Raw genomic sequence first — 12,807 nt, forward strand, 5'->3', positions numbered from 1 at the left:
ACGAATGGATGATAACAATACAATTTTGAAAGATTTAGGAGAACTTGTAGAAAATACAAAAAGCGCAGTTAAAGCTAAATTTAGTTATGAGGATGTTAGTCTGAGTGGGGGATTTAAGAAGGCTTTCGCAAAAAATATTGCTTCTGGTGGAAATACAATAGAGTATTTAAAAAGCACTGCTATTATTACTACCTCGGCTGGGTTGAAAATATACTTGCCTAATCAATGGTTTGTTCTTGCAACCTATCCGGTAGAATTGATAAAGGAAATCATAAAGTACCGAAATTACACTGAAAAGGTAATTGATAGTAATGTTAGTGTTTTCGTGGGAAGTAATGGAAAAGCTCTGGAAAAGAAAGAAATATACAAAAATTTGAAAAGCACAGATGGCATAGATTTTTCTGAAAAGTTCAAGCAAATTATGAAAGATTATCTGTTGGATTTGGGACAACAGGAGGATATTGCTAATCAAAATTGTGAATTGTTATATAAATTCGTATCAAACGATAAATGGTGGTTAGGTGGAAAAGGGATAGAGAGAACAAATGATTTCTATGTTTCGCCTATTTTAAGTGTATTAAATCTTGTTAATGCAAGTCAGTCATATGTGGCAACCATTACCTATGCATATGTAAATGATGCAAATTTGTATGCAGAGTTGGAAACAATTACAGATGCTGATGAAGAAGGCAGTGACAGTTTCGAAGATGAATACCGTAGGGCTGCTAAGATAATCACAGATTATGTGTCAGAAACTGGATTTGAAATACCATGCAGCAGAAGTAATATTGAAACTGCTATAAGAGAGTTTCAGGAAAGATTCTCACCAGAAAAACTGGCAGCCATTGAAGATGAGAATCTCTTAACATCTTTATTTTATACAGTTGGGGATAATACAGAAGCACTATGCTGTTGGTTAGAGCATAATGCAGACTGCAGAGAATATTTCGGAAGCATTGCGGGTGGATCTGCATACAAATTTGGTTTGTTTCAGAAAAAGGATACAGGCGAGTGGATGACGGGAAGCCCGCAGAAACCAGAAGTGTTATCAGAAGAACAGGCTCTTGAAATCGGAAAGACAATAAGAGATGCCCTTGTTAAAGGTGTAGATATTATAAATAATGCCATCTTGGATAACCTGCCTGATTTTGAAAAGCTCGATGAAGATTTGAAACAGGGTGTAGGTGAACAATACTATAACCTGGCATGGTTTCATAAATATTTTTCACTTATCTGTCCAGAAAAATTAAGCGGTTTCCATTCAAACGACTGGCAGACACATGTACTCAGATGTTTAAGAATCAATCCAAGTGAAAAATATTATGCCCGAAGCGCACAGCTTGCGAAGATTGAAAACTATGCCGGAATGTATTATAGAGAATTCTTTGCTGTTGTTTTCGAAGAATTTGGTGGCATAAAACATTTTGTGAGAATTGGCACAAAAGATGATGAAAAAAATTATGTTGCGGAATGGCAGCAGAAATCTGTAGTTGGAATCGGATGGAGAGCTATCGGGTCACTTCAGGATTATGTTGCGGGTGATGGAATAGATAAGGATGCCATTACAGAAAAGATGATGGAAGAGTATTTCCACGATGATAAAAAGACAGCATCCAGAAAGGCCGGAGAACTGGCAAGATTCTATAAAACAAATGCAGATACTGTTTTTGTCGCTATGAATGGAGAAAAGCTGATAGCTTTTGTTGATGAAATTGGAGAATACTTCTATGACGCATCAACGGCTATGGCACATATGAAAGCTGGAAAGTGGCATAATAAATTTGCAGATGGAGATACCCTTCCGGATAAATCAGAAGGAAAACTTACATCCTGTTATCAGCTTACAAATAATGAAAATCTGATGTTTTTATATGAAAAATATTATTATGGGGAAGAAGCTGAATCAGAAGAATTAGATAATTCGGAAGCGGAGGAAACCTATATGCCGTTAGTATTTAACACAGAAATAGAAACAAAATATGAAAGAAACCGTATTGTTTTTGGTGCTCCGGGTACTGGAAAGAGTTATGAACTTAAAGAGGATTGTGAGGACTTGTTGAAGGACACAAATGGTTCTTATGAGCGTGTTACATTCCATCCTGATTATTCATACTCGCAGTTTGTTGGTACATATAAGCCTGTCATGGGTGCAGATGAAAAAATTAGATACGATTTTGTGCCGGGACCGTTTATGCGTGTTTATGTAGAAGCACTTAAGAGCGGAAGAACTGAAAATCCTCAGCCACATCTTCTGCTTATTGAAGAGATAAACAGAGCAAAAGTGGCAGCAGTATTTGGCGATGTATTTCAGCTATTGGACAGGGATGATGACGGAGTCAGTGAATATGAAATCCAGGCATCAGAGGATATAAGAAAATATCTTGCAAAACAACTGGGTGGAACTCCTGACAATTATCAGAAGATCAGGATTCCTAATAATATGTTTATCTGGTCTACAATGAACAGTGCTGATCAGGGTGTATTTCCGATGGACACTGCGTTTAAGAGAAGATGGAACTTTGAGTATCTTGGAATTAATGAAAACGAAGAAAAGATTTCTGGAATGGGAAAAATTGAACTTGCTGGAAGCGATGAGCCAGTGGAATGGAATATCCTCCGCAGAGCAATTAATGCAAAAATGTCATCAGATCAGTTTAAGATTAATGAGGACAAGCTGATGGGACCATTCTTCCTTTCAAAGAAGGCAATTGCATCTGATGAGAATGGCATGATTGTAGATACAGACAAATTTGTGGCTGCATTTAAGAGCAAGGTAATTATGTATCTGTATGAAGATGCCGTTAAACAGGGCAAGCACAGATTCTTTGATGGATGTGACAACAGCAAATATTCATCGGTGTGTGATGCTTTTGATGAAATAGGAATGGGAATCTTCGGATCAAATTTCAAGGAAAACTTTTATGATAAACAAAAGGATGAGGTATAATGAAAGTTGTTTCACGGTATGTCAGGGAACAGAAGCGTTATACGAAAAATGACCTTAAAAGCAAGTTTTCCTTTGACGAAGACGGAGTAGAAAAATTTATAAAAAATCTCAAAGCCTATGGTGTCTTGAAGAGTGTAAAAAATACTGATGACCAGCTCGAAATGTCAGACCTTGTAGATGACGATGTGGAAATTACGGATGAAACGGCAGAGAGTGGTGACTGCCTGTATGTATTTACATATGTCGGAGTCATCACCTGTGGAAGCCGTGTCATAAAGGTTTATCCAAAATATCTGCTGTCAAAGAAAGACGATAATGTTCTGGATGAGATGAAACAGGTTGTTAAAGTACTTGAGCGTTACAGCCGTTCCGAAGAGCAGATTATCAATGTTTTCAATGGTGATGGAGAGAACAGAAGTTTTAATATACTTGCGGTTATCCTGTTCCTGATTAATGATTATTACGAATATGGCATCTATACGAACAGTGAGGATATCATAGAAGTAAATGGAGAGGGCGAAATCCTCTGGGGAAAAACCATTGATGAGAGCTTTGCCATGATCGAGGATAACCGTCCGTATTATATGGAACTCTATACGGAGAAATCTGTAGAAGATGACATGGATTATTTCAAACGTCTGCATGAGTGTGTGCTTACGGAATGTTCCAGACAGCTTCGTGATGCACAATTAGATGCTCTCTTTGATATGGATGTCATAGAGCTTTCCGAGGAAACACTGGCCGATTTTGGTGACAAGGAATATGTGTTAGAACGGATTATAAAGGAACTGAATCTTCAGTTTAATACGCACAGGCAGATTCTTCTCAAAACACTATATGCATATGTGTCCCAGGACAGAAAAATGCTTGATGAAAATGATGGTATCAGTATGTTTGGAACAACAGCATACCATGCTGTCTGGGAGAAAGCCTGTGCGGAAGTGTTTGACAATAAACTGAATACTACCCTTGCCCAGCTTAAGATGACTGTTCCGCTTGCAGAGAAATATAACAGCAAAACGATAAAGAGACAGAAGCTGATAGATATTATAGAAAAGCCTATATGGCAGGGAGAAGATACGGAAGCAAAGGCAGCAGATACACTTATTCCAGATTTGATCAGTATTCCATGCATAGACGGAAAGGACTGGTTCATAATATTTGATGCCAAGTATTATAATCTTCAGTTGGAAAAAGGAAAGTCCCTCAGGGGCAATCCGGGTGTCGGAGATGTAACAAAACAATATCTGTATCAGCTTGCCTATAAGGATTTTATTAATGCGCATGGCATTGCAGAAGTCAGGAACTGTTTCCTGATGCCAACGGAGAAAAAAGATATTGTAAAAAAAGGCTGTGCCAGAATGGCTATGCTTGAAGCACTCAATCTGAAAAACATACAAATCCGTCTGATTCCGGCGGCAGAGCTATATGATAATTATCTGACCGGAAATCATATGGATATTACACGATTGGAGTTGTAATAAAGGAGGGACGGAATTATGGTCGTTTGTCCAAAATGCAGATCAGACAGGACTGTACCAATATTATATGGTTATCCGTCCCATGAAGCTTTTGAAGCAGAAGAACGGGGAGAACTTATCCTGGGCGGATGTGAGATGATAGATGGAATGCCACACGAGGATTGTGGCTGCCTTGATTGCGGATACCGATGGTCAAAGGAACTGCTCCCAGCTACCCAGATTACAAAAATACGATATAAGGTTGTGGAGAATGGCCCGTGCACGATAGATTCCCAACAGTCGTGGGTATATGAAATATATCCTGATGGAAGGTGTAAAGAATATACATATCAAGGGCAGAATCGGAAATATCAGTTTAAGACGGAAGAAAAGGTATCTGAAAAGAAGGCATACAGACTTGCATGCTCCCTACAGAAAATCATAGGTGCTCCATTGTGGGAAAAGAACATTGTAGAAGGTCAAGTGTGCGATGGATGCAGTTATGAACTTCAGATAACTTATGTTGATAAACGGAAAGAAATAATAAATGGCGATGTTGCCGGAGGTACGTTTGATTCCATACTGGAGAAATTCGTCCGTAGTGTGTTTCAGGAATAATCCAATGGGCACGTAAATGAACTATTGACAACAGAACAGATGTTCGATATAATAACCTCAGGTTCGCTACCTGAGGTTATTAATGTTAAACAGAGACAAATTTGACACCAAGGTTAGGTCAGCCTGACTTTCCCTTAGCTGGCCTTCAATTATTATATGGAGGCGATAACGTGGTTACCAAACTGGAAGTGGGCGATAAAGCTTTTATTATAGAAAGCAATCGCATTGTCAGAGAAGTGATTGTTCTGAAAAGGAGCAGAGATTTTTTTACTGTCCGTTTTGTAGAAAATACATCAGGCGGTATACAACTTAGGGCAAGCAGACTTTTTTCTTCGAAGGAAGAAGCACAAAGTTGCTTACCTAAGAAACAAGTACAGAAGAGAACAGGATTTCGTTCTCCGTATGATTATCTATAGAGAAATGGGGGATAGCATATGGGAGAGCAGATTCTGAAAGTATCATGTCCATGCTGCAAAAACGGTAGATTGTTTGATGTGCTGCCTGATACAGAAGGCACTATACAAATCAAGTGTCCGTGCTGCAGAAAAATAATACAGATATCATTACATAATAAAAAGATTCGTACTGAGCGAATAGGTGCATGAAAATAATAGCAACCAATGCCTGACGAAGCAATGAGTTATATACTTTTGCTTTTGTCAGGCATTTTGCGTTTTATTCGCACACAAATGCAAAGAAAAAAATAATTTGCATATATTGACAACCGATGCAAAATGTACTATAATTTGCTCATAAATGTGAAAAAGGAGATGATTATCATGAATAATGAAGAATTTGAACTCTTATTACAAAAAGCATCTCTGGGATGCTGCTCAAAAGAAGATTTGTTGGATGCCAAGGAGAGACTTGAATCTGCAGTTGAGGATAAGAATGCGGAATGCGCCGATTTTGAACAAGTTTTACAGATGATGAGTTTTGAGGGAAAGGATAATACTAATCCTGACGAAGTAAAAAAAGCAATGGAGTCACATGGAGTTGCTGCTATATCAAGAGATGAAATAAAAGTATTGCAGGAACAGAGAAATCGTTTAGCATATTATCTTACAAATATAACGGGTGCATTAGATGAATTTAAAAATTTTAACAAGTACACATGCTTTAACAATATCCGTGCTTTATTAAAAGTAAATCCAGATGTAAAAATCGGAATGATAGAAAAGGAAGCAGGTGTCCGCTTGGGATATATGTCAAGACTGGAAAAACCGGATAATTCATCCGAACCAACATTGGAATTTGTGGCAACAGCAGCTAAGATGCTTGGAGTCAGCATTGACTTTTTGATATCAGCTAATATAGATGAGGTAACACCGACAGAAAAATATGTCCTGGAATTTATAAAGAAAATAGCTGATGATTCCAAATGTGGGAATTTGTACTGGCACAGAGAACCAAATCAGAAGCTGAATAATCCGACTGATTTATACTCTGAATTTGGTCCAGCACCACACCCATTGCAGAGTCCTGATGATGACAGCATGGATTGTAACGGAAATTATAGAGTAGCCAGTTTCTTTTCAAGGTTCTATCCTGAAAAAGCAATACAGGTAACTGGAAATGTATATCGGTCACGATTGGAAGATGCAGAAAGTGATATGTACATTCTTCCGTGTACAATTAATATGGATGCCGATTGCGTAGAAGGAGAGGCATGCTATGAAATTTATCTTGTAGCTCCTGATGAATCCGTAGTTCCGTTATGCAATACGATTATGGCGTGTGATCTGATTAAATCTGCCGTGAAAGATTTATACATGCAGATTGAGGTATTGGCATCTCACGTAAATATTGATAACAAGGCAAGGAGCGTTATTGATGCATATTTAAATAAAGATAAAAAGGTTCTCTCGAAGATATTTAAAGTACCAGAACCTTCAAGCGATGATGTTATACCTGATATAGATCTGCCATTTAAATAGGAGGTGGTGCGGATGCAGAGAATCGAAATCAGAAATATTAACAGCAGCAAACCTACAAAGCCAAGAATGTTTGATGCATTGATTGACGATGAAGGGAAGATATATTTTGAATCAAAAGTACATAAAAATCCGGAAAGGATAGCACTGACGGATGTTATGAAACAAATTAAAGAAGCACAGACAAGCTACTGAGCCCTGATCCATAATTTATGAGATACTACATGCCAGAGTTGTTACTGCAATCGAAAGATTGCGTAGCAGCTCTATTTTTTTGTCCTTTTTTGAGATTGTTTTTGAAACCGTGAGTTGTTTCTACATTACACAGATGGATGAAAATGCACGTCAGATTATGAAACATGAATGGCTATTTTAAATTTTGTATCAAGATAAATCGGTCAGAAATTATTAGGTTGGTTAAGCAGATTATTTTTTATGCTGCTGATAACAAATCGTTAATGATGAAAAAGTCCCCCTTATATATTCTCCATTCGCCTGATTATATTTTGCGAAATAAATGAAACGGCAAGGAGAATAAGTAAGTGAGGATAAAAAAATGAAGTTTCGGTGCTTCTGAAAAAATATTTGAAATTTATTTTTAATCGTGCAAAAAGTCTGCACCTTTAAAAATTATTCTTTAGTCACAAAGCAAGAGAACAGGAAGGAGGTGAGCGAGAGATGGCAAAGAAAAGCATGACGCCAAGCGAACGCAGGGAAGCGATTCTTAAGGTCCTCTGTCAGAGAAGACAGGACAAGATCGACAACCTGGCATTTGAATTTGGCGTTTCAGTCCGGACAATCAAAAACGATATCGAAGAGCTGTCTCTCGCTTACCCGATCGAAACAGTTCGTGGCAGATATGGTGGAGGTGTAAAAGTGGCAGACGGATATTATGTCGGTCGCAATTACCTGAAACCAAAACAGCAGGAACTGTTAAAGAAACTGCAGTCAACACTTCAGGGTGACGACCTTGAGGTAATGAACAGCATCCTCCGTGATTTTGCTTTGTAGAACATTATTGACGAGTACCCACGGCCATGAGAGCCGAATGTGAAAGGATGATTTTATTATGAAAAAGAAAATTTTTATCTGCAGCCCTTATCGGGGCAGAGTCGAGGAAAACAAAAAGAATGCAGTGAGCTACGCAAGGATCACTGCCATGTCAGGTGACGTTCCAATCGTACCACATCTCTATTTCCCATCATTCCTCGATGACAATATCCCAAACGAGAGAATGACAGGCATCGCAATGGGTCTTGAACTCATGGATATGTGCGATGAGGTGTATGTGTTCGGTTTCGACATCACGGAAGGCATGAAGTTTGAACTCGACCATGCAAAAGAAACAAGGAAGCCTGTAAGGCTTTATGATACAGATTTCAATCCCGTGAATGTCAGAACCATTCCTGTGGATGAACGTGCGGATGCCAGATACAAGGGCATCATCAGAAATCTGAAGGTGTTGAAGTAGGAGGTCCGCCATGTCAGCAGTCAATGTCCGTTACGGACTGTATCCGGGTGACCGCCTTATGGTCACTGCCGGAAAGAAAAAGAAGAGAGCAACTGTAGTAAAGGAGTACCCGTTCCATATTCTGATGGACTGGGGAAAGTACAAGTCCAGCGTAAACAAAATCGATGTGTATACAGGTGATGTGAAGCTGGCACGCATTTGAAAGGAGAGAACGCAATGAGTGAGGCGTTGTTATTGGTAGCCGAGGGCTACGAGCAGATTGCGGCAGGAATCAGAAAGATGATCGCAGCAGAAACAGACACACCTAAAAAGGAAGAGAAGCCCGTGAAGAAGGCAGAAAAGAAGGAAGCACCCGTGGCAGATACACCGAAGGAAGAGCCGTCAGTTGACCGAAAGACGGTCCGTGCATTCCTTGCAGAAAAATCCAGATCCGGAAAGACATCAGAGGTAAAGAACCTGATTGAGCAGTTCGGATTCCAGAAGCTGTCAGATGTTCCTGATGATAAACTGCAGGAACTGTATGAGAAAGCGCAGGTGCTTTAATGGGCGGACACGCAAGGTTCTCTCCATCGTCTGGCAAAAGACGTCTGGAATGCCCTCCATCGTTACTGTTGGAGGAGCAGTTCCCGGATGAAGAATCATCCTTCACAGCAGAAGGGACTGCCGGACATGCGATGGCAGAGTATCTCATCAATAAGTATCTGAAGAAAAGGACAAAGAGACCCGTGTCCGATTATTACTCGGACGAGCTTCTGGAAGCAGTGGATGACTATGTGGAATATGACATCAGCCAGATTGAACAGGCAAGACAGGAGTGTCCGGATCCGTTCATAGGTGTGGAGCTTAAGGTCAGTCTTGCTGACAGGATCCCGGACTGTTTCGGAACGGCAGACATGGTAGTTGTTGATTCGCACAAGATCCATATTATTGACCTGAAACTCGGCAAGGGCGTGATGGTCGATGCGGAAAGAAATGTCCAGCTTATGATTTACGGACTGGGAGTTCTTGACATGCTCGGTTTCTTATATGAGATCGACACGGTGGAACTTACGATTGTCCAGCCAAGGCTCGACCATTTTTCCACATGGGAGATATCTGCAGAAGAACTTCTTACATGGGGAAAGGACGTGCTTGAGCCGGGAGCTGCAAAGGCACTTGCCGGAGAGGGCGAGTTCAAAGCCGGAGACCACTGCAGATTCTGCAAGGCAAGATTTACATGCCGTGCAAGGGCAGAGGAGTATCTGAAACTTGCCCAGATGGAATTTAAGCAGCCGGACCTTATGTCTGATGAAGAGATTGCAGAGGTGCTATCCAAGGCGGATGCACTGAAAAAATGGGCGGAGGAAGTTTACGCCTACGCACAGAATGAGGCAGTGGTCAACCATAAGGCATGGCCGGGATATAAGCTCGTTCTCGGAAAAAGCAACAGAAGATACACGGATGAAGATGATGTGGCTGAGGCAGCAGCGAAAGCCGGATACACGGATATCTTCAAAAAGAGCCTGATCGGCATTACCGAGATGGAAAGACTGATGGGCAAAAAGAAATTTAATGAAATCCTTGGCAAGTTTGTGTACAAGCCTGACGGCAAAGTAACACTGGTGCCGGATTCAGATAAAAGAGAAGCAGTTAAAACAGCAACCGCAGAAGCGGATTTTAAGGAGGACTAAGACTATGACAACAGCAAACTTAACTAAAGTAATCGTACCTTGCAGACTGAGCTACGCACACCTGTGGGAGCCGGATTCCATCAATGGAAGCGAACCGAAGTATTCCGTATCCTGCATCATCGATAAGGATGATAAGGAGACCATTGCCAAGATCAAAAAGGCAATCGAGGTGGCAAAGGATGAAGGAAAGGGCAAGTGGGGCGGCAAGATCCCGGCAAACCTGAAACTTCCGCTCAGAGACGGTGACATCGACAGACCTGAAGACGAAGCGTACCAGAACAGTATGTTCCTGAATGCCAATTCAAAACAGGCCCCTCAGATCGTGGACAGACAGGTGCAGCCGATCCTTGACCAGAGCGAGGTATATTCAGGCTGTTACGGAAGGGTATCCATTACATTTTATGCCTACAATTCCAACGGCAACAAAGGCGTGGCAGCAGGACTCGGCAATGTTCAGAAGTTAAAGGACGGAGAGCCTCTCGGTTCCAGAGCCAATGCCAAGGATGAGTTCGAGGCAGTGGATGCAGAGGACGATTTCCTTTCATAGGAGTGAACCAGTAAACCATAGGAAGGGCGGTGGCATACACCGCCCGGATACATAAAGGAGATGCCATGAAGGAACTGATGAAAGAGCTAAACAGCATAAAAAAATATATTCCATATAATACGTTCCGCACCATCAAGGGACAGATAAAGTCCGGCAACGTGGATGCTGCGAGAACGGGGATCAACAGAATAAAGAAGAAAGCGGAGGGACAGGCTTATGGACACACTTGCAATTGACATTGAAACCTACTCGGATGTATCACTCCCGGACTGCGGGGTACATAGATATGCTGCATCGGAGCAGTTTGAGATCCTTTTATTTGCATACAGTCTGAACGATGAGCCGACCAAGATCATTGATCTTGCATCTGGGGAGAAAATGCCGGATGAGATTATGAAGCTGCTTACGGATGATTCCGTGATAAAGACTGCCTATAATGCAGCATTCGAGCGTAACTGTATCAACCGTTACTTTGGTCTTTCCTTAAAGCCGGAAGGGTGGAGATGTACACTCGTTCAGGCATCCATGCTGTCGCTTCCGCTGTCACTGGAAGGCGTGGGAGAAGCACTGAACCTTGATAAGAAAAAGATGTCGGAAGGAAAGGAACTGATCCGGTTCTTCTGTATGCCGTGCAAGCCGTCCAAGTCAAACGGCGGCAGGACAAGAAACCTTCCATCTGATGAGCCGGAGAAGTGGGAGCTGTTCAAGACCTACTGTATCCGTGACGTGGATGTGGAAAAGCAGATCAGGAATAAGCTCTCGAAGTTTCCCATACCGGACAGGGAGCAGGAACTGTACTGCATGGACCAGAGGATAAATGACAGGGGCATCATGGTGGATCCGGAACTTATCACACATGCAGTGGCCTGTGACCTTCTGTATAAGGAAACGGCAACAAAGAAGGCATATGAAATATCAGGACTTGAGAATCCGAACAGCGTGGCACAGCTTAAGGGATGGCTTGCACGAAAAGGCATCGAGATCGATTCCCTTGCAAAGGCAGCCGTGGAGGAACTGGTGGAAAACACGGACGGTGATGTAGCGGAAATGATGAAGCTGCGTCTTGCCCTGTCAAAAACGTCAGTCAAAAAGTATGAAGCTATGGAACGTTCCGTCTGTCCGGACGGAAGGGTGCATGGATTACTGCAGTTTTACGGGGCCAACCGTACAGGAAGGTGGGCCGGCAGACTGGTGCAGATCCATAACCTTCCCCAGAACCATATGGAAGACCTCGAACTTGCACGCTCCATCGTAAAGGAAGGCAGATATGACCTTGCGGAGCTTTTGTATGATTCCATACCGGATGTGCTTTCGGAACTGATCCGTACCGCATTTGTGGCAAAGCCGGGATGCAGATTCATCGTCAGCGATTTTTCCGCAATCGAGGCAAGGGTCATGGGCTATCTTGCCGGAGAGGGATGGGTCATGGAAGAGTTCCGTGGTGCCGGAAAGATCTATGAGCAGACGGCATCGAAGATGTTCCATATCCCGATAGAGGAGATCACGAAAGGAAGCCCGTACCGTGCAAGGGGAAAGGTGGCATCGCTTGCCTGTCAGTATGGCGGTGCGGAAGGTGCGCTTATCAGCATGGGAGCACTGAACTTTGTGGAAGAGGATGAACTGAAAGGCCTGGTGCAGTCATGGCGGACAGCAAACCCGCACATCGTAAATTACTGGTATGAGATTGACGGTGCGGTAAAGGCTGCCGTGAAGGAACGGAAGATGACCACGGTCGGAAGGGTGACGGTATATTACCAGTCCGGGATGTTAAAGATCGCACTGCCGTCAGGAAGGGTGCTGTCATATGTAAGGCCGAGGATGACCGTGAACCGTTTCGGCTCGGAAAGCGTCAGCTATGAAGGTGTCGGTACGAACCGCAAATGGACAAGGATAGAATCCTACGGTGCAAAATTCTGTGAGAACATCGTTCAGGCAACCGCAAGGGATGTGCTGGCAGAAGCAATGCTCAGGCTGGAAAAGAAAGGCTTTGACATCGTGTGCCATATCCATGATGAAGTGGTGCTTGAAGTGCCGGAAGGAACATCCTCGGTGGAAGAAGTAAATGAGATCATGGCGGTATGCCCTGACTGGTGTGAGGGACTTCCGCTTAAGGCAGCCGGATTTGAAAGTCCGTTTTACAAGAAAGATTAGGAGGTGCTG

Annotated in this window: 14 protein-coding genes; all 14 read left to right on the forward strand. The window is 42.2% G+C overall.

The window, feature by feature from the left end:
* The first annotated feature begins 4 nt into the window (after positions 1-4).
* The 14 genes from H8Z82_RS02260 (at position 5) to H8Z82_RS02325 (ending at position 12,798) form a co-directional block, all read left to right on the forward strand.
* On the forward strand, positions 5-2,947 hold the full coding sequence (locus tag H8Z82_RS02260) for an McrB family protein (protein WP_243101090.1): 2,943 nt from the start codon (positions 5-7) through the stop codon (positions 2,945-2,947).
* The gene (locus tag H8Z82_RS02265; RefSeq protein WP_117795938.1) at positions 2,947-4,428 is read left to right on the forward strand and encodes an LlaJI family restriction endonuclease; all 1,482 of its coding nucleotides are present in this window, start codon (positions 2,947-2,949) and stop codon (positions 4,426-4,428) included. The genes H8Z82_RS02260 and H8Z82_RS02265 overlap by 1 nt, the downstream gene beginning before the upstream one ends.
* 18 nt (positions 4,429-4,446) lie before the next feature.
* A complete protein-coding gene (locus H8Z82_RS02270) occupies positions 4,447-5,025 on the forward strand; it encodes a hypothetical protein (RefSeq protein ID WP_117795937.1) in 579 nt (192 codons plus the stop codon).
* 170 nt (positions 5,026-5,195) lie between these two features.
* A complete protein-coding gene (locus H8Z82_RS02275) occupies positions 5,196-5,441 on the forward strand; it encodes a hypothetical protein (RefSeq protein WP_233447377.1) in 246 nt (81 codons plus the stop codon).
* Between the two features lie 363 nt (positions 5,442-5,804).
* Positions 5,805-6,962, forward strand: coding sequence for a hypothetical protein (locus tag H8Z82_RS02280; RefSeq protein WP_117781571.1), 1,158 nt, complete (start codon positions 5,805-5,807; stop codon positions 6,960-6,962).
* A gap of 12 nt (positions 6,963-6,974) precedes the next feature.
* Positions 6,975-7,154 carry a hypothetical protein gene (locus tag H8Z82_RS02285; protein WP_117781572.1) on the forward strand — a complete coding sequence of 60 codons (180 nt, stop codon included), beginning with the start codon at positions 6,975-6,977 and terminating at the stop codon, positions 7,152-7,154.
* Between the two features lie 483 nt (positions 7,155-7,637).
* Complete coding sequence (locus tag H8Z82_RS02290; protein ID WP_021943358.1) at positions 7,638-7,970, forward strand: HTH domain-containing protein; 333 nt, start codon at positions 7,638-7,640, stop codon at positions 7,968-7,970.
* Between the two features lie 58 nt (positions 7,971-8,028).
* Complete coding sequence (locus tag H8Z82_RS02295; protein WP_117717887.1) at positions 8,029-8,430, forward strand: DUF7768 domain-containing protein; 402 nt, start codon at positions 8,029-8,031, stop codon at positions 8,428-8,430.
* Positions 8,431-8,440: 10 nt separating this feature from the next.
* A complete protein-coding gene (locus tag H8Z82_RS02300; RefSeq protein WP_117781573.1) occupies positions 8,441-8,632 on the forward strand; it encodes a hypothetical protein in 192 nt (63 codons plus the stop codon).
* A 14-nt stretch (positions 8,633-8,646) separates the two neighbouring features.
* On the forward strand, positions 8,647-8,973 hold the full coding sequence (locus H8Z82_RS02305) for a hypothetical protein (RefSeq protein ID WP_242995539.1): 327 nt from the start codon (positions 8,647-8,649) through the stop codon (positions 8,971-8,973).
* Positions 8,973-10,100: a DUF2800 domain-containing protein gene (locus tag H8Z82_RS02310; protein ID WP_117781575.1), complete on the forward strand. Its 1,128-nt coding sequence runs from the start codon at positions 8,973-8,975 to the stop codon at positions 10,098-10,100. Before H8Z82_RS02305 ends, H8Z82_RS02310 begins: the two co-directional genes overlap by 1 nt.
* A gap of 4 nt (positions 10,101-10,104) precedes the next feature.
* Positions 10,105-10,647, forward strand: a complete 543-nt coding sequence (locus H8Z82_RS02315; protein WP_117781576.1) for a DUF2815 family protein — start codon at positions 10,105-10,107, stop codon at positions 10,645-10,647.
* 65 nt (positions 10,648-10,712) lie between these two features.
* Complete coding sequence (locus tag H8Z82_RS02320) at positions 10,713-10,883, forward strand: hypothetical protein (protein ID WP_181972374.1); 171 nt, start codon at positions 10,713-10,715, stop codon at positions 10,881-10,883.
* Positions 10,864-12,798, forward strand: coding sequence for a DNA polymerase (locus H8Z82_RS02325; protein WP_117795935.1), 1,935 nt, complete (start codon positions 10,864-10,866; stop codon positions 12,796-12,798). Before H8Z82_RS02320 ends, H8Z82_RS02325 begins: the two co-directional genes overlap by 20 nt.
* Positions 12,799-12,807: the final 9 nt, after the last annotated feature.

Source organism: Blautia difficilis, from assembly GCF_014297245.1.
Classification (GTDB): Bacteria; Bacillota; Clostridia; order Lachnospirales; family Lachnospiraceae; genus Blautia_A; species Blautia_A difficilis.

Coding starts and splice junctions, on each gene's coding strand:
- H8Z82_RS02290 (WP_021943358.1), top strand. CDS start 7,638: ATGGCAAAGAAAAGCATGACGCCAAGCGAACGCAGGGAAGCGATTCTT.
- H8Z82_RS02285 (WP_117781572.1), top strand. CDS start 6,975: ATGCAGAGAATCGAAATCAGAAATATTAACAGCAGCAAACCTACAAAG.
- H8Z82_RS02265 (WP_117795938.1), top strand. CDS start 2,947: ATGAAAGTTGTTTCACGGTATGTCAGGGAACAGAAGCGTTATACGAAA.
- H8Z82_RS02295 (WP_117717887.1), top strand. CDS start 8,029: ATGAAAAAGAAAATTTTTATCTGCAGCCCTTATCGGGGCAGAGTCGAG.
- H8Z82_RS02280 (WP_117781571.1), top strand. CDS start 5,805: ATGAATAATGAAGAATTTGAACTCTTATTACAAAAAGCATCTCTGGGA.
- H8Z82_RS02300 (WP_117781573.1), top strand. CDS start 8,441: ATGTCAGCAGTCAATGTCCGTTACGGACTGTATCCGGGTGACCGCCTT.
- H8Z82_RS02310 (WP_117781575.1), top strand. CDS start 8,973: ATGGGCGGACACGCAAGGTTCTCTCCATCGTCTGGCAAAAGACGTCTG.
- H8Z82_RS02305 (WP_242995539.1), top strand. CDS start 8,647: ATGAGTGAGGCGTTGTTATTGGTAGCCGAGGGCTACGAGCAGATTGCG.
- H8Z82_RS02320 (WP_181972374.1), top strand. CDS start 10,713: ATGAAGGAACTGATGAAAGAGCTAAACAGCATAAAAAAATATATTCCA.
- H8Z82_RS02260 (WP_243101090.1), top strand. CDS start 5: ATGGATGATAACAATACAATTTTGAAAGATTTAGGAGAACTTGTAGAA.
- H8Z82_RS02270 (WP_117795937.1), top strand. CDS start 4,447: ATGGTCGTTTGTCCAAAATGCAGATCAGACAGGACTGTACCAATATTA.
- H8Z82_RS02325 (WP_117795935.1), top strand. CDS start 10,864: ATGGACACACTTGCAATTGACATTGAAACCTACTCGGATGTATCACTC.
- H8Z82_RS02315 (WP_117781576.1), top strand. CDS start 10,105: ATGACAACAGCAAACTTAACTAAAGTAATCGTACCTTGCAGACTGAGC.